The 25,882-nt window shown below is 31.5% G+C and carries 21 protein-coding genes and 1 other RNA gene; 7 read left to right on the top strand and 15 right to left on the bottom strand.

Annotation, left to right across the window (positions count from 1 at the left end; all coding sequences use genetic code 11):
* Positions 1-6: 6 nt before the first annotated feature.
* The 7 genes from AC28QF_RS00540 to AC28QF_RS00510 all read right to left on the bottom strand — a co-directional run bounded on the left by AC28QF_RS00540 (position 7) and on the right by AC28QF_RS00510 (position 9,858).
* Positions 7-2,784 carry a bifunctional aconitate hydratase 2/2-methylisocitrate dehydratase gene (locus tag AC28QF_RS00540; protein WP_488200302.1) on the bottom strand — a complete coding sequence of 926 codons (2,778 nt, stop codon included), beginning with the start codon at positions 2,782-2,784 and terminating at the stop codon, positions 7-9.
* 322 nt (positions 2,785-3,106) lie between these two features.
* Positions 3,107-3,415: RNase P RNA component class A (gene rnpB, locus AC28QF_RS00535), an RNA gene on the bottom strand.
* A gap of 230 nt (positions 3,416-3,645) precedes the next feature.
* Positions 3,646-4,779, bottom strand: coding sequence for a molecular chaperone DnaJ (gene dnaJ, locus AC28QF_RS00530; protein WP_488200303.1), 1,134 nt, complete (start codon positions 4,777-4,779; stop codon positions 3,646-3,648).
* Positions 4,780-4,842: 63 nt separating this feature from the next.
* Positions 4,843-5,403, bottom strand: coding sequence for a nucleotide exchange factor GrpE (locus tag AC28QF_RS00525; protein WP_488200304.1), 561 nt, complete (start codon positions 5,401-5,403; stop codon positions 4,843-4,845).
* A gap of 107 nt (positions 5,404-5,510) precedes the next feature.
* Complete coding sequence (gene murA, locus AC28QF_RS00520) at positions 5,511-6,824, bottom strand: UDP-N-acetylglucosamine 1-carboxyvinyltransferase (protein WP_488200305.1); 1,314 nt, start codon at positions 6,822-6,824, stop codon at positions 5,511-5,513.
* The gene (locus AC28QF_RS00515) at positions 6,825-7,481 is read right to left on the bottom strand and encodes a DUF4290 domain-containing protein (RefSeq protein ID WP_488200306.1); all 657 of its coding nucleotides are present in this window, start codon (positions 7,479-7,481) and stop codon (positions 6,825-6,827) included.
* Between the two features lie 49 nt (positions 7,482-7,530).
* Positions 7,531-9,858, bottom strand: a complete 2,328-nt coding sequence (locus AC28QF_RS00510; protein ID WP_488200307.1) for an ATP-dependent helicase — start codon at positions 9,856-9,858, stop codon at positions 7,531-7,533.
* Between the two features lie 222 nt (positions 9,859-10,080).
* Between AC28QF_RS00510 and AC28QF_RS00505 the strand changes: the two genes are divergently transcribed.
* The 3 genes from AC28QF_RS00505 to AC28QF_RS00495 are packed head-to-tail and all read left to right on the top strand — an operon-like array spanning position 10,081 to position 11,907.
* Positions 10,081-10,695, top strand: a complete 615-nt coding sequence (locus AC28QF_RS00505; protein ID WP_488200308.1) for a SatD family protein — start codon at positions 10,081-10,083, stop codon at positions 10,693-10,695.
* Positions 10,692-11,405 (top strand): DUF3307 domain-containing protein, encoded by a 714-nt coding sequence (locus tag AC28QF_RS00500; RefSeq protein WP_488200309.1) that lies wholly within the window; start codon positions 10,692-10,694, stop codon positions 11,403-11,405. The genes AC28QF_RS00505 and AC28QF_RS00500 overlap by 4 nt, the downstream gene beginning before the upstream one ends.
* Positions 11,395-11,907 (top strand): DUF7935 family protein, encoded by a 513-nt coding sequence (locus AC28QF_RS00495; RefSeq protein WP_488200310.1) that lies wholly within the window; start codon positions 11,395-11,397, stop codon positions 11,905-11,907. The genes AC28QF_RS00500 and AC28QF_RS00495 overlap by 11 nt, the downstream gene beginning before the upstream one ends.
* Positions 11,908-11,910: 3 nt before the next feature.
* Here the strand turns inward: AC28QF_RS00495 and AC28QF_RS00490 are convergent, their stop codons facing one another.
* Positions 11,911-12,750, bottom strand: a complete 840-nt coding sequence (locus AC28QF_RS00490; protein ID WP_488200311.1) for a sulfurtransferase — start codon at positions 12,748-12,750, stop codon at positions 11,911-11,913.
* A 275-nt stretch (positions 12,751-13,025) separates the two neighbouring features.
* Positions 13,026-14,351, bottom strand: coding sequence for a dicarboxylate/amino acid:cation symporter (locus AC28QF_RS00485; RefSeq protein ID WP_488200312.1), 1,326 nt, complete (start codon positions 14,349-14,351; stop codon positions 13,026-13,028).
* Between the two features lie 122 nt (positions 14,352-14,473).
* Here AC28QF_RS00485 and AC28QF_RS00480 point away from each other — a divergent pair, with 122 nt between their 5' ends.
* The 3 genes from AC28QF_RS00480 to AC28QF_RS00470 all read left to right on the top strand — a co-directional run bounded on the left by AC28QF_RS00480 (position 14,474) and on the right by AC28QF_RS00470 (position 16,166).
* The gene (locus tag AC28QF_RS00480) at positions 14,474-15,121 is read left to right on the top strand and encodes a DUF937 domain-containing protein (protein WP_488200313.1); all 648 of its coding nucleotides are present in this window, start codon (positions 14,474-14,476) and stop codon (positions 15,119-15,121) included.
* A 72-nt stretch (positions 15,122-15,193) separates the two neighbouring features.
* Positions 15,194-15,499 (top strand): DUF6787 family protein, encoded by a 306-nt coding sequence (locus AC28QF_RS00475; RefSeq protein WP_488200314.1) that lies wholly within the window; start codon positions 15,194-15,196, stop codon positions 15,497-15,499.
* Between the two features lie 214 nt (positions 15,500-15,713).
* Entirely contained in the window at positions 15,714-16,166 is a 453-nt protein-coding gene (locus AC28QF_RS00470; RefSeq protein ID WP_488202403.1) for a hypothetical protein, read from the top strand.
* Between the two features lie 11 nt (positions 16,167-16,177).
* Here the strand turns inward: AC28QF_RS00470 and AC28QF_RS00465 are convergent, their stop codons facing one another.
* The 5 genes from AC28QF_RS00465 to guaB form a co-directional block, all read right to left on the bottom strand.
* Positions 16,178-17,032: a mechanosensitive ion channel family protein gene (locus tag AC28QF_RS00465; protein ID WP_488200316.1), complete on the bottom strand. Its 855-nt coding sequence runs from the start codon at positions 17,030-17,032 to the stop codon at positions 16,178-16,180.
* A complete protein-coding gene (locus tag AC28QF_RS00460; RefSeq protein ID WP_488200317.1) occupies positions 17,032-19,746 on the bottom strand; it encodes a DNA gyrase/topoisomerase IV subunit A in 2,715 nt (904 codons plus the stop codon). Before AC28QF_RS00460 ends, AC28QF_RS00465 begins: the two co-directional genes overlap by 1 nt.
* 241 nt (positions 19,747-19,987) lie before the next feature.
* The gene (locus AC28QF_RS00455; RefSeq protein ID WP_488200318.1) at positions 19,988-21,847 is read right to left on the bottom strand and encodes a DNA topoisomerase IV subunit B; all 1,860 of its coding nucleotides are present in this window, start codon (positions 21,845-21,847) and stop codon (positions 19,988-19,990) included.
* Between the two features lie 132 nt (positions 21,848-21,979).
* The gene (locus tag AC28QF_RS00450) at positions 21,980-22,459 is read right to left on the bottom strand and encodes a hypothetical protein (RefSeq protein WP_488200319.1); all 480 of its coding nucleotides are present in this window, start codon (positions 22,457-22,459) and stop codon (positions 21,980-21,982) included.
* 157 nt (positions 22,460-22,616) lie between these two features.
* Positions 22,617-24,092 (bottom strand): IMP dehydrogenase, encoded by a 1,476-nt coding sequence (gene guaB, locus AC28QF_RS00445; RefSeq protein WP_488200320.1) that lies wholly within the window; start codon positions 24,090-24,092, stop codon positions 22,617-22,619.
* 175 nt (positions 24,093-24,267) lie between these two features.
* On the opposite strand from guaB, the gene AC28QF_RS00440 reads away from it, so the two are divergent.
* Positions 24,268-25,266, top strand: a complete 999-nt coding sequence (locus AC28QF_RS00440; RefSeq protein ID WP_488200321.1) for a metal-dependent hydrolase — start codon at positions 24,268-24,270, stop codon at positions 25,264-25,266.
* Between the two features lie 14 nt (positions 25,267-25,280).
* Here AC28QF_RS00440 and AC28QF_RS00435 read toward each other — a convergent pair whose 3' ends face one another.
* On the bottom strand, positions 25,281-25,862 hold the full coding sequence (locus AC28QF_RS00435) for a methyltransferase domain-containing protein (RefSeq protein ID WP_488200322.1): 582 nt from the start codon (positions 25,860-25,862) through the stop codon (positions 25,281-25,283).
* Between the last annotated feature and the right edge of the window lie 20 nt (positions 25,863-25,882).

Genomic DNA, 25,882 nt, shown 5'->3' with positions numbered 1-25,882 from the left:
TTATATTTATCTAACTAATTGCTTTGTAGAAGGTTTAAACTTCGTTAAAACAATACCATCTACTGCAGCTTCATATTCTGCCATAGTTGGTGTTCTACCTAGAATTGTAGATAAAACGACAACAGGAGTTGATGATAATAAAGACTCTCCTTTTTTCTCACCTGAATCTTTTACAACCCTACCTTGAAATAAACGTGTTGATGTTGCCATAACCGTGTCTCCTGGTGCTGCTTTTTCTTGGTTACCCATACATAAGTTACAACCTGGACGCTCTAAATACAACATATTTTCATACCCTGTACGTGCTACTCCTTTTGGTGCATTATCATCAAATTCAAAACCTGAATATTTTTGTAATACTTCCCAGTCTCCTTCTGCTTTTAACTCATCTACAATATTGTAAGTTGGAGGTGCAACTATTAAAGGTGCTTTAAATTCTACTTTACCATATTGCGCTTCTACATTTTTCAACATTTGAGCTAATATTTTCATATCTCCTTTGTGAACCATGCAAGATCCTACGAAACCTAAATCTACTTTTTTAGTTCCGCCATAAAAAGATAATGGACGAATATTATCATGTGTATAACGCTTAGAAACATCATCATTATTTACATCAGGATCCGCAATCATTGGTTCAGCAATCTCATCTAAATCAATAATAACTTCTGCATGATACTTTGCGTTTGCATCTGGCCTTAAAGATGGTTTAATTCCTGTTTTAAGTTCTACAATTCTAGTTTCTGCTTTATCAACGAGACCTTTAAGTACTTGCTTGGCATTATCCATACCTTTATCAATCATGATTTGGATACGACCTTTTGCAATTTCTAAAGATTCAATTAAAGTCTCATCTTCAGAAATACAGATAGACGCTTTTGCTTTCATCTCTGCAGTCCAATCTGTAAATGTAAAGGCTTCATCGGCTGTTAAGGTTCCGATATGAACCTCAATGATTCTTCCTTGAAAAACATTTTCTCCTCCAAATTGCTTTAACATTTGAGATTGTGTAGCGTGTACTACATCACGGAAATCCATATACGATTTCATTTGTCCTTTAAAAGTAACCTTTACAGATTGTGGAATTGGCATTGAAGCCTCACCTGTAGCTAATGCTAAGGCAACTGTTCCTGAATCTGCACCGAAAGCAACACCTTTAGACATACGTGTGTGAGAATCTCCACCAATAATAATATCCCAATCACCAACTGTAATATCATTTAATACTTTATGAATAACATCCGTCATAGGAAAATATTTTCCTTTAGGATCACGACCAGTAATTAAACCAAAATCGTTCATGAAACTCATTAATCTTGGTATATTTGCTTTCGATTTATCATCCCAAACTGAAGCCGTATGACAACCAGATTGGTAAGCACCATCTACAATTGGAGAAATAGTTGTTGCAGCCATCATTTCTAATTCTTGCGAAGTCATTAAACCTGTAGTATCCTGAGAACCTACAATGTTTACTTCTACACGAACATCTGAACCTGCATGTAGTATTTTACCAGGTGTAGTTCCTACTGCATTTTTGTTAAATATTTTTTCAACAGCTGTTAATCCTTGTCCTTCTATAGTAATTTCTTTTGATGGTGCATAAACTGGCACAACATCAATATTTAATACTTTAGAAGCAAATGTTTGTAATTTTTTACCGAAAACAACAGCATAAGAACCACCTGCTTTCATAAACTCCATTTTTTGTGGTGTAAATGCAGCTGAAATATCTTTTAACTCTTTATCTCCGTTGTATAATTTTTTCTCTTTAGTGTTAATAGTAAGTACGGTTCCTGTTGCAACAGAATACTCTTCTTTTAATATTGGATCTCCGTTTTCATCACGAATTGTATTTCCTTCTGCATCTTTTTGTTGTACCCAGTTTTTAAGGTCTAAACCAATACCACCAGTTACACCAACAGTTGTTAAGAAGATAGGCGAAATTCCGTTTGTTCCTGCAATGGCCGGAGCGATATTTATAAATGGTACATAAGGACTCGATTTAATACCGGTCCATAATGCTACGTTGTTTACACCAGACATTCTTGATGATCCAACCCCCATTGTTCCTTTTTCTGCAATTAGCATCACTCTTTTACCAGGATGTTGTGCTTGTATTGCTTTTAATTCGTTTTGTTGCTCTTTATTGTGTTCAAATAAACACTGACCGTGTAATTCACGATCTGAACGTGAGTGTGCGTCACCACCTGGAGATAATAAATCTGTTGAGATATCACCTACTCCTGCGATAAAAGTTACAACCTCTATTTTTTCGTCTATTTCAGGTAATTTTGTAAAAAACTCTGCTTTTGCATAACTCTCAATAAGCTCTTTTGCAATAGCGTTTCCTAACTTAAAAGCCTCTTCTAAACGAGCAGTATCTGCTTCATATAAAAACACTTGTGTTTTTAACACATCAGAAGCTTGTTTTGCTAAAGTTGCATCATTTCCTAAAGCTAAATCTAATAACACTTCTACAGAAGGCCCACCTTTCATATGAGATAACTGTTCGAAAGCAAAAGCTGTTGAAATTTCTTCAACTACAGATTCTCCTAAAATAATTTCTTTTAAAAATTTAGCTTTTATACCAGCAGCACTTGTAGTTCCTGGTAAAACGTTATATATAAAAAAATTAAGAGAATCTTCTCTAAACTCATTATTTACATCTTTAATTTGATCAATTATTTTACCTACCAATTCTGCACCGTCAATTGGTTTTGGATGAAGGTCTTGTGTTTTTCTCTCTTCTATCTCTTTTATATACTCTATATAAATACTCATTCTAAAGGTTTTTTTAAAACATTAAACACCTAATTACAATCTTTTAATTGTATTTATCCTCTTTTAGAGTTTTATACAAACACTCTTAACTATATATAAATTAAAAGTAAAATTGTGCAATTTTAGTTGAGCAAAAGTACTGCTTTCAACTCAATTTTAAAAAATAAACACATAACTAGATATATTACTAAGAAAATAATAATTTATATTAAAAAAAAGAATAAATTAGCAATAAAAAAGGCAATATTTGTTAATATATTATCAAATTAACAATTTAAAACCATTGAGAAATTAGTACATCAATGGTTATAATTAATAAAAATAAAAAAGCAGACCTATAAGCTGGATTCTGTTCCTTATAAATAAGGCTCTTATCATTTCTCTAGTTTTACAATTACTCGTAAAATCAATCTGCCTACCCCTTAGAATCGCGCGAGTAGCGCTCGAGCTCTAATGTACATGACATTGCACCGCATAGAGTTTACCTGGTTTCACTACAGCATTACCTGTACATACTTTCTGCTGCACTTGTCCTCGGTTTTCACCGGACGGGTGTTATCCGCTATGCTACTCTTTGGTGTCCAGACTTTCCTACTTATACTAAATATAAGTCGATAAGATGGTCTGCTTCAATATTTTTATAAAATTTGCTATTTTCATAAAAAAACCCACTCAATAAATTGAGTGGGAAAATTGCTATGAAAAAGAAAAAGTGTTTAGAACGTCTTCTAAACGACTACAAATATAGAATAGTTTTTTAGATAAAAAAAATATATTACATAAAATTAACATATTTTTTTTATTCACAAAAAAACCACTCAATTTATGAGTGGTTTTTAAATTATAAAAAATAAAATAAATCTAAGAAAACATATCTTTTACTTTCTCAAAAAATGATTTATCTGATTTTTGTGGTCTGGGACTAAAATTTTCGTCAGCTACCATTTTATCGAAAAAAATACGCTGTTCTTTTGTTAACTCTTGTGGTGTCCAAACATTAATATGTATTAAAAAATCACCTGTACCATAACGCTCAATACTTGGCAATCCTTTTCCTTTTAATCTTAATATTTTACCTGATTGAGTTCCTGCATCAATCTTTATTTTAACCTTACCTGTTACTGTTTCAACTTCTTTAGAAACTCCTAAAACTGCTTCAGAAAAATTAATATATAAGTCATAATGAATATTACTTCCCTCTCTCTTTAATGTTTCGTGTTGAACCTCTTCTATTAAAACTAGTAAATCTCCTGAAATAGAATTTTTACCCGGAGCTTCGTTTCCTTTTCCTCCTACTTTTAATTGAACTCCTTCTGTAACTCCTTCCGGAATATTTATTGAAACAGTTTCTTCTTTTACTATTAAACCTTGTGCATCTGATCCGCTTGGTTTACTGTTAAGCATTTCTCCTGCTCCTTGACATGTACCACAAGTAGTTGCTGTTTGCATTCTACCTAAAATAGTATTGGTAACTCGCATTTGCTGTCCACTACCATTACATGTTGTACATGTTTTGTAAGTAACACCGTCTGCCTGAACTTTTCTACGAACTTTTACTTTCTTCTCTACTCCGTTTGCGATTTCTTCTAAAGTAAGTTTTACACGAATTCGCATATTAGATCCTTTAACTCTAGCTTGTCGTTGACCTCCACCGCCACCAAAACCGCCAAAGCCGCCTCCGCCACCGCCAAAAATATCTCCGAATTGACTGAATATATCATCCATATTCATTCCGCCACCACCAAAGCCGCCTCCGCCACCTTGTGGACCATCAAAAGCTGCATGACCATATTGATCGTAACGTGCTTTTTTATTGTCATCACTAAGTATCTCATATGCCTCGGCACATAACTTAAATTTCTCTTCAGCAGTTTTATCATCCGGATTTTTATCTGGATGATATTTTATCGCCATTTTACGATATCCTTTTTTTATCTCTGGTTGTGACGCCGATTTTGAAATACCTAATATTTCGTAATAATCTTGTTTTGCCATTGTATTGTTAATTGACAATCATCAATAAATAATTGATAATTGATAATTGGAAATTATTATTTTTTATGCTTGTCCAACCACCACTTTTGGGTGACGAATAATTTTATCTCCTAATTTATATCCTGTTTCTATGCAATCAATAACTTTTCCTTTTAAATCATCTGAAGGTGCCGCAATTTGTGTAATTGCTTGGTGTACTTCTGCATCAAAAACATCACCTTGCTTTACTTCAATAGCTGTTAAACCTTTTTGCTCTAGAGTTTTTGTTAATTTTTGATAAATTAATAATACTCCTTTACGTAATTCTTCTGCTTCTTTATCATCACCTGCATGTGTCAAAGCACGCTCGAAATCATCTAAAATTGGCAGTAAAACTGTCATTACTTCCTTTCCTGCTGTTTTATAAAGCTCTACACGTTCTTTAGATGTACGTTTTTTATAGTTTTCAAACTCAGCAAACAAACGTAAATGCTTGTCTTTTTCTGCTTGAAGTAACTCTTCAGTAGTTGGTTCTACCTTCTCTACAACCTCTTCTACTTCTTGTTCTTCTTGTGTTTCATTAATTGGCGCATTATCAATAGCGTCTTTTAACTCGTCTTCTTTTGTATATTGATCTTTACTCATTGTAAATCGTTTCTTTAAATTCTTCAGCATAATTTTATCAATAATATTGCCAATAAAAAAATCGTGTCATGTTGACACGATTTTTATTTTATGTATTGTTGTTTTTATTAATCTTCTATTCTTTCAATTTTAGCTCCGATAGACTTTAAACGAGCTTCTATATTTTCGTACCCTCTGTCAATTTGTTCAATATTATTAATAATACTGGTTCCTTTTGCTGATAAAGCTGCTATTAATAAAGAGATTCCTGCTCGAATATCTGGCGAAGTCATTTTTGTTGCTTTTAACATCGATTTAAAATCATGACCAATTACAGTTGCTCTATGCGGATCACATAAAATTACTTTTGCGCCCATATCAATCAATTTATCAACAAAGAACAAACGACTTTCAAACATTTTTTGGTGGATTAATACCGTTCCTTTTGCTTGTGTTGCAATAACTAATACAATACTTAACAAATCTGGAGTAAATCCTGGCCAAGGTGCATCTGCAACTGTTAAAACAGATCCGTCAATATAATTCTGAATTTCATAACTATCTTGTGCCGGAATGTAAATATCGTCTCCTTTTTTCTCTAACTGAATTCCTAGTTTACGAAATACACTTGGTATTTGTCCTAGGTTTTTCCAACTAACATCTTTTATCGTTAATTCAGATCGTGTCATTGCTGCCACACCAATCCAACTACCAATTTCAATCATATCAGGTAATACTCTATGCTCGCATCCTCCTAAAGAAGTTACTCCTTCAATAGTTAATAAGTTAGAGCCTACTCCTGTAATTTTAGCTCCCATAGAATTCAACATTTTAGATAATTGTTGAATATAAGGTTCGCAAGCTGCATTGTATATAGTTGTAGTTCCTTGGGCCAAAACTGCTGCCATAATAATATTAGCAGTTCCTGTTACCGAAGCTTCATCTAAAAGCATATCGGCACCAACCAATCCATCTTCTGCTTCAACACCGTAAAAGTATTCTTCTTTATTATAACGGAATTTTGCTCCAAGGTTAATAAACCCTTCAAAATGAGTATCTAAACGACGACGTCCAATTTTATCGCCTCCCGGACGTGGAATATATCCTTTTCCGAAACGCGCTAATAACGGACCAACAATCATTATTGAACCTCTTAATGAACTTCCGTCTCTTTTAAATTCAGGTGATTCTAAATATTGTAGATTGATTTCATCTGCCTGAAAACTATATGAATTTACACTTAATTTTTCTACTTTAACACCTAACTCACCTAAAATAAAAATTAACTTGTTTACATCAATAATATCCGGAATATTATTAATTATTACTTTTTCGGGAGTTAATAATACTGCACATATAATTTGTAGTGCTTCATTTTTTGCTCCTTGAGGTGTTATTACTCCGTTAAGTTTGTGACCTCCTTCAATTTTAAATGATGCCATTTATTTTTTTCTATGTTTATTATTACTGTAATTCGTTTTTCCTTTGGGAGAACTTTTGTGGTTTGTTTTACCTTGTTGGGTGGTACGTTTTCTTAATAAGTTTTTACTCTCTGCTAAGACTTCTTCAGATTCTCTTAAATCTATTTGTTTGTCTGACAAATCATATAAATGCTTAAAAATAACAGCATCATCAACTGTATCTTTATTCCAATTTAAATAGCATTTTTTCATGTGATTAGCAATAGTAAATACCAAAGCTTCTCTTTTATCTCCTTCTTCCCAATTTAATGCGATATTTATCATGGTTTGAATATTGTTACCATAATAACGATATCTTGAAGCAGATTTTGGATAATCCATCTTCTCTGGCTTCTCTGTTAATTCTTCTTTAGATGGAGTTTCGTAAGGTGAATCAGCATCTAATTTAAAATCAGCAATTATATGTAACTGATCCCACAGTTTGTGTTTAAAATCTGGCACATCTCGTAAATGAGGTTGTAAATTTCCCATTACATCTACAATTGCTTTTGCCATTGTATTTCGCTCTTCTTTTGTTTCTAAAGCGATGCAGTGATTTATTAATTTTTGTATATGTCTTCCGTATTCTGGAATTATCAAGTGGTCTCTTTCTGAATTGTACTCTAAATCAAACGTCATTTCTCTATATTTATATATGCAAAATAGGTAATTATTGCGAACTACGTGGTTATCCGACTACCTTTAATTTTGCGAATTGTAATAATAATTTCTTTTTCCCTACGGTACCAAACTTAATTTCTGCCTTTTTATTGGGGCCTTTTCCTTCTAAAGCAACTACCTCACCTGTTCCGAAACGATTGTGCTCTACAAAATTACCAACCACTATTTCACCATCAAATAAATTGACTGCAGAACTAACGTCTGACACCTTTTTCATTTTACTTTTTGGAGGTATAATATTTGGCTTTTCTTTTTTTGCTAAAAACTCTTTTCGTTGTTTTTGAATTGGTTTTTGAAAACGGATATTCTTAGGAGTGTCATCATCAAACATACTTGCATCAATAAACCTATTAGCCAATGCTGCTGGTACTTTAGGTGCTAAATGCTCTACAAACTTATCATCAATTTCTTCTAAGAAACGACTTGGTTCTCCGTCTGTTAATTTACCCCAACGGTAACGTGTTTGCGCATACGTTAAGTAGGCTACTTTTTCTGCTCGTGTTAAGGCTACATAAAACAAGCGACGCTCTTCTTCTAGCTCGCTACGTGTATTCATGCTCATTCCAGAAGGAAATAAACCTTCTTCTAAACCAACAATATACACATATTGATATTCTAATCCTTTTGATAAGTGAATGGTCATTAACGAAACCATTGGTGTATCGTCACTTTCACTATCAAAATCTGTTGCCAAGGCCACATCTTCTAAGAAAATAGGTAACGAAGCGTCTTCGCCTGTCTCAATTCTATCGGTTATAAAATCTTTTATTCCGTTTAATAATTCCTGAACGTTTTCAACTTTATTTACGCCTTCTGGCGTACCATCTTTTTGTAAATCTTTTACTAATTGTGTTTGTTTTACTACCAAATCGGCAATTTCGAAAGCATTCATTTTTTGAGCGTCTATCTGAAAACGCTGAATCATTCTAGTAAAATTAGCTAGCTTAGTTTTGGTTCCTGAATTTATTTTTAAATCAACTTTATCTAAATTTAATAAAATATCAAAAATTGATTTTTTATAGTGATTTGCTGCTATAGCTAATTTATCAATCGTTGTAGCGCCAATTCCTCGTGGCGGATAATTAATAACTCTCTTTAAAGCTTCTTCATCATTCGGATTTATTAGCATACGTAAATACGATAATAAATCTTTTATTTCTTTACGTTGATAAAATGAAATACCTCCGTAAATTTTATACTTAATATCTTTTTTTCGCAAAGCATCTTCCATTGCTCTCGATTGCGCATTGGTACGGTATAGAATAGCAAAAGAATCATTTGTTAATTGATGATTCATTTTGTTGTCCCAAATAGATTGTGCTACGAAACGCCCTTCTTCTCCGTCAGAAATTGTTCGCATTACTTTTATGCTTTCTCCGGGGTCATTAGCCGTCCAAACTTCCTTATCTAACTTTGTTTTATTTTTATCAATTACACTATTGGCAGCTTCAACAATATTACTTGTTGATCGGTAATTTTGTTCTAATTTAAAAGTCTTAACATCTGGATAATCTTTTTGAAAATTTAAGATATTATTGATATTTGCTCCACGGAAACTATAAATACTTTGCGAATCATCACCTACCACACAAATATTCTGAAAACGATCTGCTAATGCTCTAACAATTAAATATTGTGAGTGATTTGTATCCTGATACTCATCAACCATTATATATTTAAATCGACTTTGATATTTTGCTAAAACTTCAGGAAAACGAGTTAGTAATTCATTGGTTCTTAACAATAAATCATCAAAATCCATTGCTCCTGCCTTAAAACATCTTTCTACATAAGCTCTATAAATATCACCTACTTTTGGCCTACTTGCTTCTAAATCTGCCTCTTGTAAATCTGAATTATTAAAATATGCTCTAACAGTTATTAAGCTGTTTTTAAAAGAAGATATTCTGCTTAAAATCTGCTTTGGTTTATAGCGATCTTTATCTAATTTCATTTCTCTAATGATCGTAGATATCAACCTAACAGAATCTTGTGTATCGTAAATTGTAAAGTTAGAAGGGTAGCCTAAACGATCTGCTTCTGATCGTAAAATACGAGAAAAAACAGAGTGAAAAGTTCCCATCCATAAATTCTTTGCTTCGCTATAACCAACAACGCCACCAATACGTTCTTTCATTTCGCGGGCTGCCTTATTTGTAAAGGTTAGCGATAAAATATTAAAAGAATCTACTCCTTCTTTCATTAAATGCGCTATCCGATAGGTTAAAACTCTCGTTTTACCCGACCCGGCTCCTGCAATAATTATCATTGGGCCATCTTTTTGTAAAACGGCTGCTCTTTGTGGTTCGTTAAGTTGCTCTAAGTAAGTATTCAATAGAAAAAATTTGAAATAATTTTTAAAACGGAAATTTAACCATTCTTTTAGGTTATATAAAGAATGTAACCTTTTTTTTATTCACAATTTTTATTTGTTTAAAAACAGATAAAATAACATATCTGCTTTACAGCGGATAAATAAAATTATCTGCTTAATTACAGATAATTTTGGTCAATTCTAAATATTTAAGTATTTTTAAAACTTATAACCACCATTTTAATGACAAGTATTTTAACAGGAGACATTGTAAAATCTAGAAAATCTGACAGTAGTATTTGGCTAGAAAAGCTAAAAATGATTCTTAATAAATTTGGAAAACAACCTATTGATTGGGAAATTTTTAGAGGTGATAGTTTTCAACTTGAAGTTCCTGTAGAGAAAGCTTTTTATGTAGCTTTTTTATTAAAAGCTCAACTAAAACAAGTAGATAATATTGATGTTAGAATTGGTATTGGTATCGGCACCAAAGATTCTAAAAATTCACACATTACAGAAGCCAATGGACAAGCTTATGTTAATTCAGGTGAAGTTTTTGATAGCTTGGTAAAAAAACAATTAATTGCAATAAAAACTCCCTGGTTAGCGTTAGATGAAGAACTGAACTTAGCTTTAGATTTAGCTTTACTAACAATGAATAATTGGACAAAAAATTCAGCTGAAGTATTTCAATTATCAATAGAAAATCCTTTATTAACACAAAGTGAAATTGGAAAAAAAATTGGCATCACACAAAGTAATATAAGCGAACGACAAAAACGCGCTGGTTACGATGCTATTATCAAATTAGAAAAGAGATACAGAGAATTAATACAACAAAAAACAGCTTCATTATGATCTTATTTTTAAAGTTTCTAATTGCTCATTTTTTAGGTGATTTTATTTTTCAACCAGAAAAATGGATAAAAAACAAAGAGAAAAAAAAGATTAGATCTAAAAAACTATACTTACATATTGCTGTTCATTTATTATTGTTATTAATAATGGTCAACTTTAGTTTTAAATATATTTTAGGTGTGTTTTTTATAACCATAACACACTATTGTATCGATTTAAGCAAACTATACTTGCAAAATAAAAAAAATAAACCATGGTTATTTTTTATAGATCAATTTTTACATATTTTAATATTAGCCTTGGTAACTTATTGGTATATTCCTTATCAATTTAATATTGATTTTCTTTTTTCACTAAAAACACTTCTACTTATATCTTGCCTAATTTTTGTGAGTTTTGTTGCATCAATAATTATACAAACGATAATATCGCAATGGAATCCTGAAAAAGAATTTAAAAAAGAAGATGACTCTTTGGCTAAAGCGGGAAAATATATCGGAATTTTAGAACGTTTATTAATATTTACGTTCATTGTTATCGGACAATGGGCTGGTGTTGGTTTTTTATTAGCTGCAAAATCTATTTTCCGTTTTGGTGATTTAACTTCTGCAAAAGATAGAAAACTAACAGAATACATTTTAATCGGAACTTTATTAAGTTTTGGATTGGCAATTTTAACAGGACTTGTATATTCGCATTATGGAAGATAAATTTTTTGAAGCATTCGCATACGCTTTACCCGCAATGGTAACAGGATTTGTAGCCTATTTTATATTAGGTGCATTTATTAAACAAGATAATAATGAAAAAAAGTTTAATGCTTTAGTTGATAAAAAACGAGAAAGCTTACCTATTAAACTACAAGCTTACGAGCGCTTACTTTTGTTTTGCGAGCGCATAAACCCTACAAAATTATTGGTACGAGTAATTCCTATTAGTGAAGATACTAATAGTTATGTTCAATTATTAATTGCTAATATCGAACAAGAATACGAACACAATATGGTGCAACAACTATATGTATCTGAAGATAGTTGGAAAGCGATTGTAGCTGCAAAACTAACAATAATTGCAAAAATCCGTAAGACATCAGAAACAGCAAAAACGGCAAAAGATTTACGTGAAAGTATATTAATTGATTATTCTCAGAATGAGAATCCTACACAAACATCAATTGCTTATTTAAAACAAGAAGTTAAGAAATTGATTTAAACTCTATTTCTCTACTGGTAAGGTTAAAGTACTCGCCCATTCCGTCCATGAACCATCATATACGGAATAGTTTATATTGCCTGCTAATTCATTTCCTAATGCTAAAATACAGGCTGTAATACCTGATCCGCATGAAAAAATAACTGTTTCTTTCTTCGGATTTAATGCTGAGAAAATTTCTTGTAACTTTTCTTTAGATTTCATCTTACCATCAATCTGTAACTCGGAATGTGGTAAACTTTTAGAATTCGGAATACGACCACCTCTTAAATCTTTTCTAGGTTCTGGCAATGTTGCATCGAACCGTCCTTTAGAACGCGCATCAAAAATATGTTTCTTATCATTTGATGCGATTAATACATCTTTAGTAGTACTTAGGTAGTTAATTTTAAAATCTGCCTTAAAATTACCTTTTAATAATTGTTTAGTATTCAAATTTTCTGTTGGATATTTTGCTTCTTGCCAGGCAGGTAATCCGCCGTTTAAAACAGCTACGTTTTCAAAACCAAACAGTTTAAATAACCACCAAGCTCGTGGTGCAGAATACACACCTAAATCGTCATAAATAAGTACGCAACTATCTTTATTAACTCCCAGTTTTTGAATCTCTTTTTCAAAATGCTTTTCTGTTGGAATTGTATTCGGAAACTCACCTTCTTTATTTAAGAAAACACTTTTTAAATCGAACAAAACTGTATTTACAATTTGTTCGTTGCTTTCTGCTTTATTTTCTTTAGTGCCTACTTTAGCGATACTTGCATCTAAAATAATTAAATTATCTGCTTTTATATTTTCAAACAACCAATCAACTGAAACAAGGGGGCTCGGAATTGTAATTTTCATTTATCTCTTTTTAAAAATCAATTTAAAGATTTAAAACCTTCCTTTTAACCTAAAAAACATCAATGTTAAATTACACATTAATGTTTTTATTCTATTGTTCACTTTTGGTGATTTTTTTGTCAATTCGAGTGAATTTCACGATTGAAATGAGCGAAATTTGTATCGAGAATTAAAGTTGTTACTTCTAAAGTAGTTCTCAATATTATTTTTTATTAAAAAACACTCGAACTGACATTACAAAAATTCTTTTTTAACTCAAAAATCACATTCCTTTTTTATTTTACATCATCGTAATTATCATCCCAATTTTTAGGCTTAGGGTCGTGTAATTTACCTACTGATTTTGCTACAATCATAGAAACAGTTGCATCACCAGTAACATTAATAGTTGTACGCAACATATCTAAAGGCCTATCTACAGCAAAAATTAATGCTAAAGCCACCGGATATAAATCTTTAGGGAAACCAATAGATTCTAAAACAATAACCAACATTACCATTCCTGCTCCAGGAACAGCTGCACTACCAATAGATGCTAGTAAAGCTGTTAAAACAATTGCCATTTGATTTGCAAAACCTAAACCTTCTGGCCATAAAACTTGCATTACAAATACAGCTGCTACTGCTTGGTATAAACTTGTTCCGTCCATATTTATAGTTGCACCTACTGGCAATACAAAACTAGATACTTCTTTATCTACTCCAATATGTTCCTCTACACGCTCCATCGTAACAGGTAACGTTGCCGCACTCGAACTTGTAGAAAAAGCTAACAATTGTGCTGGGCTTAACTGTTTTAAAACCCAAAACGGATTTTTCTTTGTATAAACACTTATTAAAATTGCATAAAATATAATCATTAAAAACAAACCTAAAACGACAACACCTGCATACTTTAATAAGGCAAGTAAAATATCAGGATCACCAGAAGTAACCACAACATTTGCCAATAAAGCAAAAACGGCAAATGGAGAAATTAACATTATAAGATCTACCATTTTTAAAATAGCTTCATTTAATGAATCGAAAAAATTCTTTAACGGTTTTGCTTTCTTTTCTCCTATTAATAGCATTGATATCCCTAAGAAAATAGTAAAAAATATTACTTGTAACATTGCTTTATTATTACTCATTGCACTTACGGCATTATCAGGCACCATATCTACTACAAACTGTAAAGGCCCGCTACTCTGTTGCCTTGTTGCTTCAGTAATTTTAGCTGTTACACCAGAACTTTTTGCGTATGTATTTGTAAGTTTTTCTACTGTTTCTTGCGATATTCCATCTCCTGGCTGAATCACATTTACCAATACTAAACCAATTGTAATTGCAATTACAGTAGTACCTATATATATTAGCATAGTTCTTACACCAATACTTTTAAATTTAGAAATATCTTTTAAATCTGAAATTCCTTTAATTAATGAAGCTACAATTAACGGTACAGCTATTAATTTTAATAATTTAACAAAAATAGTTCCTAATGGTTTTATCCAGTTCTCTATAAAACTATTCCAGCCAAATTTCAATGCTAAAAATCCGAATAAGATTCCTAGAACCATTCCTATTAAAATTTTCCAATGTAACGCCAGTTTTTTCATTTATATGATTTAAATATTTAAAGGGTTGTAAGATAAAATAAATATTTAAAAAATGTGACCATTAATGCGTAACTTGTGTCTCACTATTAAAAACTAATTACTAATCTTATTAAAACAAAAAAATGGCAGGAATTTTAGACTTATTAAACAGCGACTTAGGTAAATCAATTATATCAGGAGTAGCCGGTTCTACAGGACAAGACACGAATAAAACAAGTAGCGTTTTAACTATGGCTTTGCCTGTTTTAATGAAAGCAATGCAGCGTAATACCTCAACCCAACAAGGAGCTGAAGGATTAATGGGAGCTTTAAATAAACACGACGGTAGTATTTTAGATAATTTAGGTGGTTTATTTAATGGCGGTGTAAATGCAGATGTTTTACAAGATGGTGGTAATATTTTAAAACACGTTTTAGGAAATAAACAACAAGGAGTAGAAAAAATTATTGGACAAAAAGCAGGAATAGATGCAGATGCTGTTGCAAACATTTTAAAAACAGCTGCTCCAATTTTAATGGGTGTTTTAGGGAAACAATCTCGCCAGGATAATGTAAACAACTCAAGTGACTTAGGTGGTTTATTAGGTGGACTGCTTGGTGGTAACTCTGCTGATAAAGAGCAAAGTTTTTTAGAGCAAATTTTAGATGCTGATGGTGACGGAAGTATTGTTGATGATATTGCTGGTATGGTTTTGGGCGGTGCCGATCAAAAAAAATCTGGTGGTGGATTACTAGGTGGATTACTGGGTGGTCTTTTCGGAAAAAAATAAATATCACATTTATATAATATCAAAAAGGGGAAACATTTGTTTGCCCTTTTTCTTTTAATTACTTTTGCGCCCATGGAAAAATTAAAACAACGTTGGGGTTTAAAAACCAATTGGGATGTAATTGCTGTACTAATCGTGTTTTCTATTAACGGTTCGTTTGCTTCTTGGGTTGCAAAACCTATTACAGCTTTTTTCGGCCTTTCTCTTGAAACTACTTCGCCTTGGTTGTATTGGCCTTTACGTATTTTACTTATTTTTCCTATTTATCAAACAACTTTGCCTTTAGTTGGTTGGTTATTTGGCCAGTTTAAATTCTTTTGGGCTTTTGAAAAGAAATTTTTAAGTCGTTTAGGTTTAGGTTTTCTTTTTAAAGATTAATCATTTTTAAGCTTAGGAGTAAACAGTTATACTTCTTTATTTTTTTATTGATATTTATTTTAAGCTAACCACGCTTAAAACTATAAGTTTTTCACCATTCTTTTATTGGTTTTTTGTATGTTTATAATGCAATTATGAGTTGGTGCTAAAAGTTCTTGTAGCCTTTTTTATCAAACAAAAAAAACACTTAAATATTCATTTAAAATTATAATATATGAAAGTTTATAAATATATAATTCTATTCCTAATGTTATCATTATTAAGCTCATGCGCTTTAAAACCAATAACTTCTCAATACACTTTTGTAAAGACAGACTTAAACAAAGTAACACTTGATAAATTAGGTAACGGAACAGTTTTAATTTATAACGGAGCGGATATTTTACATAAAATAGATAACACTGCCAGATTAAATGTTTGGATAAACGATAAAGCATTAGGGCAAATTAGACCTAGAGAATATGTTATAATTAATCTAAAAAAAGGAGATTATACCTTTAAGGCATTACATATTGATGTTCTTAAAATGAAAAGCACACATGATGTAAAAATTAGCGAAAACACAAAAATCATAAAAATTAAACCTAATATTACATCTAATAGGCTAAAAATTACAAATGAACTACCTAAAAAATTTGATAAATATAAATACGCAACAAAAAGATAAACCAAAGTTAATTATACCTTTACTACTTTATAAATAGGTATTGGCAAAGCTACACCTTCAGCCAAAAATCGTTTATGAACAGCTTCTTTTAAAGCGCATTTGGTTTTAAACTCCTGAAACGGTTCATTCAACCAAACATAAGCTCTTAAATGTATATGATCTGTATATACATCAATTACTCGAACATCTACTTGTTCTTTATCTGTTATTACCTCTTCTGGCGTTCTAAAATCAATCACTGTAGGAAGCTTAATAGCCTCTTCTTGTATAATTTTTCGAGCTAAATCGATATCCGCCTTTAAGCCTAATTTAAAATTATTAAAACTTAATACATGCGAATCTTCAATGGTGTGATTTAAAACAGAATCGGTACTTATTACAGAATTCGGTATAATTAATCGCTTATTTTCAAAATTATTAATTACCGTATGTCGCAGTGTAATGTCTTCTACAATACCAACACGGGTATCATCTAACCTAATATAATCGCCTACACGAAACGGTCGGAAAATAACAATAAATGCTCCTGCTATTAAATTAGATAAAGCTGCTTGTGCCGCAAAACCAATAATTGCAGCTAATATACCTGCTCCCGAAAAAATTAAAGTTGCCTTGCTTCTAAAAGCAGGCACTGTCATAATAGTATAGATAATACCAAAAAGACCTAGAAAAAACTTCACTGAATTACGTAAAAACAAAATACTTGTTTTCCCATAACGATCTATTTTTCTACGTTTTATTATCTGAACAATAACATAACGTACAATTCTAGACAATATCCAAGCAACAAAAACAACTGCTAGCACATATCCTAAAATTCCAAAAAAAGAATCTAGGTTAAAATGATATTTAAATAACTTATCCATTAAAATAATGCTGTTTGACTATCATCATCTTCTTCTGTTTGTTTTTTCTTTTTTTGAAGTGCACGTTCTAATGCTTTTTTTGCTTTATCTTCTTTCGTATTTACAAATTCTTTTGGTGCTATTTCTTCTATATTAAAGGGTAAAATTTCTTCGATTATTTCTTTCTCATCATTTACTTCAATATCCTCTACCCTCTCTACTTTTGGTTCTTCGTATGGCAATGATTCTAATAAGTTTACCGTACGTATTTTATCAGTTGTTAATTGATTTCCTTGCGCTTTAATACCTTTTACAGCTATAAAATCCTCAAAATTTATATCAATCTTGTCCAAACTACGCTTAGAGAATAATACCTCAGCCATTGGACGATAATCTGTAGAAACAATTTCTAATTTCGATTTTTCTGTTTCTGATATAAATAACTCTTCTTTGTCGGTGGTTTCAATTAAGAATCTTTTTACATAATAACGCTCTTTTTCTCCATCGAAATAAACGGCTGAAATAGGTTTGTTGGGCTTCCATTTTTCTAATACAATCATGTCATTTTCAAAATGCATTGATAACTCTGGAGATATCGCCTTGATTTTACCGGATTGTGTTGCTATTAAAATTTTATCTTCTGCCCTAAACTCTCCTAACAACTCTCCTCTATTATCAACATTCAATCGCTGTACTGCATCATCAAACCATATTTTACGAGGTTTTAAAGTAGATACTCCGGCTGATTTAAAATCAATTTTTCGAATGGCAAATTTGGTTATTTGATTACCACGAACTGCTCTTCCTTTTATTGCTAAGTCAGAGAAATCAATATCCCATTTTAATTTTTTAATACTACCAACAGCACGTAGATTGATCGTTACAACCTCAGCTTCTCCATTCGGATTTGCTGAAAAGTATAACATTTTTGAATCTTTACTACCTACAGTTAAATCATACTCCTTATCACGTGTTACACTAGTTACATTAAAACGCTTCATATAACTAGCTCCTTTAGCACCGTCTTTATACATCATATTATACACGGTACGCCTATCTTTCTTTTTAAAGATTGCAATATGAATAATATCTTTACCTACAAAAGTTTTTGCTGCTACTTTGGTAACAATCATTTTACCATCGCTTTTAAAGATAATAATATCATCAATATCTGCACACTCAGTAACGTATTCATCTTTTTTAAGTGAAGTACCAACAAAACCTTCTTCTCTATTTACATAAAGTTTGGTATTTCGCATTACTACTTTCGTAGCGACGATATCGTCAAAAATTCTGATTTCAGTTTTTCGTTCACGACCTTTACCGTACTTTGTTTTTAAGTTTTTAAAGTAGTTAATAGCAAACTCTATTAAATTATCTAAATAATTCTTTACTTCAGCTATTTTCTCCTCTAACCCTTCAATATGCTGTTTGGCTTTGTCGATATCGAATTTAGAAATTTTCTTAATTCTGATTTCAGTTAAACGAACTATATCTTCTTCTGTTATTGCTCTTTTTAAATGTTTTATATGAGGCTGCAAACCTTTATCAATAGCCTCTATTACACCTTGCCAAGTTTCTACCTCTTCAATATCACGGTAGATTCTGTTTTCAATAAAAATTCGCTCTAACGATGCAAAATGCCATTGTTCTTGTAACTCATTTAACTGAATTTCTAATTCACGTTTAAGTAAGTTTACCGTTAAATCGGTAGAATGCTTTAACATTTCAGAAACTCCTACAAATACAGGCTTATTATCTTCAATAGTACAAGATAATGGTGAAATTGAGTTTTCACAACTCGTAAAAGCATATAAAGCATCAATTGTTTTATCTGGAGATATTCCTGTAGGTAAATGCACTAAAATCTCTACATTGGCTGCGGTATTATCTTCAATTTTTTTAATCTTTATCTTCCCTTTTTCATTTGCTTTTAAAATACTATCGATTAAAGTTGTAGTAGTCGTAGCAAACGGAATTTCAGTAATTACTAAAGTCTTTTTATCTAGTTGAGAAATTTTTGCTCGTATCCGAACCTTTCCTCCTCTTATACCATCATTATAATTGGTGAAATCTGCAATTCCACCCGTTAAAAAATCAGGCACAATTGTAAAGTTTTTTCCTTTCAAATATTTAATAGAAGCATCTATCAATTCATTAAAATTGTGTGGTAATATTTTTGTTGATAAACCAACTGCAATTCCCTCTGCTCCTTGTGCTAATAATAAAGGAAACTTTACAGGTAAATCTATCGGTTCTTTTCTACGACCATCATATGATTGCTTCCAATCGGTTGTTTTTGGATTAAAAACAACTTCTAAAGCGAATTTTGATAAACGAGCTTCTATATAACGAGAAGCCGCTGCGCGGTCTCCTGTTAAAATATTACCCCAGTTACCTTGCATATCAATCAGTAATTCTTTCTGACCTATTTGCACCATCGCATCTGCGATAGAAGCATCTCCGTGCGGGTGATATTGCATGGTATGCCCAACAATATTTGCTACTTTATTGTAGCGCCCATCATCTAAGTCTTTCATAGAATGCATTATTCTACGTTGCACAGGTTTTAATCCGTCTTCTAAAGACGGAACAGCTCTTTCTAGAATTACATACGAAGCGTAGTCTAAAAACCATTCTTTATACATTCCGGTAACTTTCGTTATCGTTTCTGCATTTTCTATTGGTTGACTCAGTTCTTCGTCATGCTCGTAACTATTATTTTCTTCACTCATTGAATAATGGGTATTCTTTTAAGAGTTATTGTTTTTTTTTATTCAGGATAAAAATGATAGCGAAAACTACTGATGCCACCATCATATTTATATAATGCTTACTATTAATCTGCCAACTTAAATTATCTAAATGAACATTTAATAGATTGATAAAAAAGATGGTAAAGGCTATTATTAAGTATATTCTTACTCTTCTTTCTTTATTCATTATTACTTGTATAAAATACTTAAATATTATCTTTTAAATTTCTTCTTCAATAACATCTAATTCAACTTTTAAATTCTCGATGATAAATTTTTGCCTGTCTGGAGTGTTCTTCCCCATATAGAATTCTAGCATTTGCTCTATCGACATTTCTTTATCTAACATAACAGGATCTAAACGAATATCATCACCAATAAAATGAACAAATTCGTTTGGTGAAATTTCCCCTAATCCCTTAAATCGAGTTATTTCTGGCTTTCCTCTTAATTTCTCTATTGCTTCTCGTTTCTCATCTTCTGAATAACAGTAATAGGTATCTTTTTTATTACGAACTCTAAATAACGGAGTTTCTAAAATATATAAATGACCTTCTTTTATTACTTCAGGGAAAAACTGTAAAAAGAATGTGATTAATAATAAACGAATGTGCATACCATCAACATCGGCATCGGTTGCTATTACAATATTGTTGTAACGCAAATCTTGTATACCTTCTTCTATATTTAAAGCCGCCTGCAATAAATTAAACTCTTCGTTTTCATATACAATCTTCTTACTTAATCCGTACGAATTTAAAGGCTTCCCTTTTAAACTAAAAACCGCTTGTGTGTTTACGTTTCTAGATTTTGTGATAGATCCAGATGCTGAATCTCCCTCGGTAATAAACAAAGTAGATTCTAAATAAGCTTCTTTTTTTGTATCTCCTAAATGAACTCTACAATCTCTTAGTTTCTTATTATGTAAACTTGATTTCTTTGCCCTATCTTTAGCTAATTTTCGTATTCCTGATAATTCTTTACGCTCTTTCTCTGCTTGTATAATTTTACGCTGTAACTTATCAGCCGTATCTACATTTTTATGTAGGTAATTATCTAATTTCGTTTTTAAAAAATCGTTTATATACGTTCTTACGGTTGGCAACTCGCCTCCCATATCTGTAGAACCTAATTTTGTTTTAGTTTGACTTTCAAAAACAGGCTCCATCACTTTAATAGCAATTGCCGAAATGATTGATTTACGAATATCAGAGGCTTCAAAATTCTTACCGTAAAACTCACGAATTGTTTTTACAATGGCTTCTCTAAATGCTGCTTGATGCGTACCTCCTTGCGTCGTATGCTGACCGTTTACAAACGAATGGTACTCTTCTGAATATTGCGTTTTACTGTGTGTGATAGCAACTTCTATATCATCTCCTTTTAAATGAATAATCGGGTACAACATATCATCCTGACTGTTGTTATCTTCCAACAAATCTTTTAATCCGTTTTCTGATATATATTTTTCGCCGTTAAAAACAATCGTTAAACCTGTGTTTAAATACACATAGTTTTTAAGCATTTTAGCAACGTACTCGTTTCTGAATTTATAATTTTTAAAAATAGCTTCATCAGGTATAAAAGATACTTTTGTACCTTTTCTACGAGAAGTTTCTTCTAAAAACTCTTGATCTGTTAAATTACCTTGTGAAAATTCTGCTGCTGCAGATTTACCATCTCTTGATGATTCTACTCTAAAAAATGAAGACAGTGCATTTACCGCTTTCGTACCTACACCGTTTAAACCTACCGATTTTTTAAATGCTTTAGAGTCGTACTTTCCTCCCGTATTCATTTTAGAAACTACATCAACTACTTTTCCTAGCGGAATACCACGACCGTAATCTCTAACAATAACTTTATTACCTTGAATAGAAATTTCGATGGTCTTACCGGCTCCCATCACATATTCATCAATAGAGTTGTCTAAAACCTCTTTTACCAAAATATAAATTCCGTCATCGGCAGACGAACCATCACCTAGCTTACCAATGTACATTCCCGGTCGCATACGAATGTGTTCTTTCCAATCGAGCGAGCGAATATTATCTTCGGTGTATTTTGTTTCTTGAGTCATAAAAATAAGGAAATTGAAGTCTCTGCTAAAGTAACATTTACTCTTTAAAAACAAAAAACTCTGTTGAAATAGTTTTCAACAGAGTTTGATTTTATTCTACTATTCCTAAAATTTTCTAATTACTCTATAAAACTATATTCTATAGATTCTTTCTTTGTAATACTTTCTAAAAAAAATAATTAGTGTAATTAATATAGGATAAAAACAAATTTTCAAGAAAATAAAAAAATATAATTCTCTTAACTTACCGTTATAATATTTTGACGGAGCATCTTTTAAATAATAAATCCCTGTTAATTTACTTCTATATACTGGCTGGTATTTTAAATTGAAATCTAGGTATTTTGGAAACCCAATATCTAAACTTATAATAGAGTCATTACTTTGAAGGATTCCGTCAATATCAAAACGAATTGTTTCGCTTGTGTTTACATTACGATCCCTATATCTAGTTATTAAAAGTAAATCTTCAGACATATACTTATCTTTACTATTTAAACTCTTAATATTTTTAATCTCTTTTAAATACCTACTATTAATTACATCATTAATAGTCATAAAAATAGAAGCTACCCCTAAAAAAAATAAAATAAATAAAAATATTGCTCTCATAATAAATTTGCTAATATATAATTTTTACTTTTTCTTTATTCAAACTGTTAAAACGTGATACTTACTCTGTAAATGAGGCTTTACTCTTTAAAAACAAAAAACTCTGTTGAATTAGTTTTCAACAGAGTTTTTTATTTATGAACTTTTTTTATTAAAATTATCTTCTACTATAATTCGGAGCTTCTTTTGTAATTGCTACATCATGAGGATGGCTTTCATTTATTCCGCTTGAAGTAATACGTACAAACTTACCTGTGTTTTGTAAAGTTTCTACGTCTTTAGATCCACAATAGCCCATACCTGCTCGTAAACCACCAACAAACTGATGAATACTTTCTTCTAAATCTCCTTTATATGGCACACGACCAACAATACCTTCTGGTACTAATTTTTTAATATCATCTTCAACATCCTGAAAATAACGATCTTTAGAACCTTCTTTCATTGCTTCAACAGATCCCATTCCTCTATACGACTTAAACTTACGTCCTTCATAGATAATCGTTTCTCCTGGTGATTCTTTTGTTCCTGCTAATAAAGATCCTAACATCACGCAATCTGCACCTGCTGCAATTGCTTTAGGGATATCTCCTGTATAACGGATTCCTCCATCTGCAATTACTGGCACACCGCTTCCTTTTATTGCTGCTGCAACTTCTAACACTGCTGAAAACTGAGGAAAACCTACACCTGCAACTACACGAGTTGTACAAATAGAACCCGGTCCTATACCAACTTTTACTGCATCAGCGCCAGCTTCCACTAAATATTTAGCTGCCTCTGCTGTTGCTATATTACCAACAATTACATCTAAGTCTGGGAACTTTGCTTTTACTTCTTTTAGAACAGTAACCACACCTTTTGTATGTCCGTGTGCTGTATCTATAATTACCGCATCTACGCCTGCTTTTACTAAGGCTTCTGCTCTATCAACAGCATCCGCTGTAACACCTAATGCAGCTGCAACACGTAAACGTCCGTATGTATCTTTATTTGCTATTGGTTTTTGAGTAACCTTTGTAATATCTCTAAAAGTAATTAATCCAGAAAGTTTATAATTATCGTCTACAATTAATAATTTTTCAATTTTATTTTCTTGTAAAATGCTTTCAGCTGATTTTAATGAAGTTCCTACTGCTGCAGTAACTAAATTTTCTTTAGTCATTACTTCTACAATAGCTCTGTCATTTTTATGTTCGAAACGCAAATCACGATTGGTAACAATTCCTTTTAAAATTCCGCTATCATCCACAACCGGAATTCCGCCAATACTATGTTCTTTCATTAACATTTTAGCGTCTAAAACTACAGCTGTTAATGGTAACGTAACCGGATCTATAATCATACCGCTTTCTGCACGTTTTACCTTACGAACTTCTTGAGCCTGTTGCTCGATAGTCATATTTTTATGTAAAACACCTATTCCTCCTTCTCTAGCCATAGCAATTGCCATAGCAGATTCTGTAACAGTATCCATAGCAGCAGAAACTATAGGAACGTTAATTGTTATGTTTTTAGTGAATTTTGTTTGAATAGAAACTTCTCTTGGAAGTATTTCAGAATAAGCTGGTATTAATAAAACGTCATCGTACGTTAAACCTTCGCCTACTATTTTTGATTCGTGAGCTTGCATGTGCAATTAATTTAGTGTGTTGTTAATTAATTACGTGCAAATATACTACAAATAACGGCAACTCAATTTTAAATTAAAGTTAATAAAAATAACGTGTTTACAATTATCATATATAACTATATTAAATAAAGTAATCCATATTTTATCAGATACAAAACTTATTTTTGTTAGCAATATGGATTCACTTACTCAAATAATATTAGGTGCCGCTGTTGGCGAAGCTGTTCTAGGAAAAAAAATTGGCAATAAAGCCATGCTTTATGGCGCAATTGCAGGAACCCTTCCTGACTTAGATGTACTTTCTTCTTATTTTACAGATACAGTAACAGCACTCTCTATTCATCGTGGTTTTACACATTCTATACTCTTTTCTGTACTCTTTGCTCCGGTTTTTGGTTGGTTGGTTTCTAGTTATGAGAAATACAAGAGTTTTAAAAGTTGGTCTTGGTTGTTTTTCTGGGCTTTTATCACACATCCTATTTTAGATGCTCATACTACTTGGGGAACACAATTTTTTTGGCCTTTTGATATCCGACTAGCATTTAAAACCATATTTGTTATCGACCCTCTTTATACGGTTCCTTTTCTAGTTTTTCTACTATTAGCTATGAGGCAAAAACGAACCTCTAAAAAACGTCAGTTTTACAATACAATTGGCTTAATAGCTAGCTCTTCTTATTTAGTGCTTACATTTTTTTTAAAATGGATGGCTTTCAATCAATTTGAAGCTGCCTTAAAAACTCAAAAAATATCATATTTACAATTAGACACCAGACCTTCGCCAATGAATACTGTCCTTTGGAGCGCTAATGCAGAAACAGAAAATGGATATCTATTAACCAATTATTCATTTTTTGATACACAACCTATTACTTTTAATTATTATCCTAAAAATCATCATTTATTAGAAAACCTAGCTGATAATCAAAAAGTAAAACAAATGATTGCTATTTCTGAAGGATGGTATACGATTACAAAAAAGGATGAAAACCTTTATTATAATGACTTACGATTTGGACTTTTAAGTTTGGCGCCAAATTCTCAAAACTTTGTTTTTAAATATAAAATTACTACAGATCGCTTAGGTAATATTCTTTTAAAAGAAGAACCTAAAGATAAAAGAGACGGGAAAAAATTGTTCTCAGAATTATGGATGCGTTTAAAAGGAAATTAAAGATAATATTAAAACTACTTTTTCTGGAGTATTACAAACAACTCCATACCTTTTCTATTATGATACGAATTATAGCAAGACTCCATTTTTTTTATCTTAAAATAAGGTTTAAAGTAAGATAAATATTCTTGTTTATTCCCCCCAAAAGGCGGATGATCTTCATTTAATTTTGCATCAAATAACAAACCTACTAACTTTCCGTTTTCATTAAGCAAATCATTCATTTTTAAAGCATATTTTACACGCAAATTCGGATCTATCGCACAAAAAAAAGTTTGTTCGATTATTAAATCAAAAGTAAAATTTATATCAAAAAAATTAGCATTAATTAATTGTGACAAAGGAAATTTCGGAACTCTTTTCTTTAGATTACTTAAAGGTTCTTTAGAGATATCAACTACAAAAACATTTTTAAATCCGTTGTTAAAAAGATATTCTGCTTCGTAAGAATTTCCTCCTCCAGGAATTAAAATTTTTAGTTCTTTGTTTTCTAGTTGATCAAAATAAGCTTTTATAGGTGGCGAAATAGCTCCTAAATCCCAACCAATTTTATTGGACTTATATTTATTCCCCCAAAAATTCGCAGATAAATCCATTTATTGAATACCTAGTTTTA

The organism is Tenacibaculum sp. M1.3A (genome assembly GCF_057732375.1).
Note: the sequence above shows the minus strand (reverse complement) of the source record. Positions and strands in the feature narration are given on the sequence as shown.

Coding starts and splice junctions, on each gene's coding strand:
- AC28QF_RS00540 (WP_488200302.1), bottom strand. CDS start 2,784: ATGAGTATTTATATAGAGTATATAAAAGAGATAGAAGAGAGAAAAACA.
- dnaJ (WP_488200303.1), bottom strand. CDS start 4,779: ATGGCAAAACAAGATTATTACGAAATATTAGGTATTTCAAAATCGGCG.
- AC28QF_RS00525 (WP_488200304.1), bottom strand. CDS start 5,403: ATGAGTAAAGATCAATATACAAAAGAAGACGAGTTAAAAGACGCTATT.
- murA (WP_488200305.1), bottom strand. CDS start 6,824: ATGGCATCATTTAAAATTGAAGGAGGTCACAAACTTAACGGAGTAATA.
- AC28QF_RS00515 (WP_488200306.1), bottom strand. CDS start 7,481: ATGACGTTTGATTTAGAGTACAATTCAGAAAGAGACCACTTGATAATT.
- AC28QF_RS00505 (WP_488200308.1), top strand. CDS start 10,081: ATGACAAGTATTTTAACAGGAGACATTGTAAAATCTAGAAAATCTGAC.
- AC28QF_RS00500 (WP_488200309.1), top strand. CDS start 10,692: ATGATCTTATTTTTAAAGTTTCTAATTGCTCATTTTTTAGGTGATTTT.
- AC28QF_RS00495 (WP_488200310.1), top strand. CDS start 11,395: ATGGAAGATAAATTTTTTGAAGCATTCGCATACGCTTTACCCGCAATG.
- AC28QF_RS00490 (WP_488200311.1), bottom strand. CDS start 12,750: ATGAAAATTACAATTCCGAGCCCCCTTGTTTCAGTTGATTGGTTGTTT.
- AC28QF_RS00485 (WP_488200312.1), bottom strand. CDS start 14,351: ATGAAAAAACTGGCGTTACATTGGAAAATTTTAATAGGAATGGTTCTA.
- AC28QF_RS00480 (WP_488200313.1), top strand. CDS start 14,474: ATGGCAGGAATTTTAGACTTATTAAACAGCGACTTAGGTAAATCAATT.
- AC28QF_RS00475 (WP_488200314.1), top strand. CDS start 15,194: ATGGAAAAATTAAAACAACGTTGGGGTTTAAAAACCAATTGGGATGTA.
- AC28QF_RS00470 (WP_488202403.1), top strand. CDS start 15,714: ATGAAAGTTTATAAATATATAATTCTATTCCTAATGTTATCATTATTA.
- AC28QF_RS00465 (WP_488200316.1), bottom strand. CDS start 17,032: ATGGATAAGTTATTTAAATATCATTTTAACCTAGATTCTTTTTTTGGA.
- AC28QF_RS00460 (WP_488200317.1), bottom strand. CDS start 19,746: ATGAGTGAAGAAAATAATAGTTACGAGCATGACGAAGAACTGAGTCAA.
- AC28QF_RS00455 (WP_488200318.1), bottom strand. CDS start 21,847: ATGACTCAAGAAACAAAATACACCGAAGATAATATTCGCTCGCTCGAT.
- AC28QF_RS00450 (WP_488200319.1), bottom strand. CDS start 22,459: ATGAGAGCAATATTTTTATTTATTTTATTTTTTTTAGGGGTAGCTTCT.
- guaB (WP_488200320.1), bottom strand. CDS start 24,092: ATGCAAGCTCACGAATCAAAAATAGTAGGCGAAGGTTTAACGTACGAT.
- AC28QF_RS00440 (WP_488200321.1), top strand. CDS start 24,268: ATGGATTCACTTACTCAAATAATATTAGGTGCCGCTGTTGGCGAAGCT.
- AC28QF_RS00435 (WP_488200322.1), bottom strand. CDS start 25,862: ATGGATTTATCTGCGAATTTTTGGGGGAATAAATATAAGTCCAATAAA.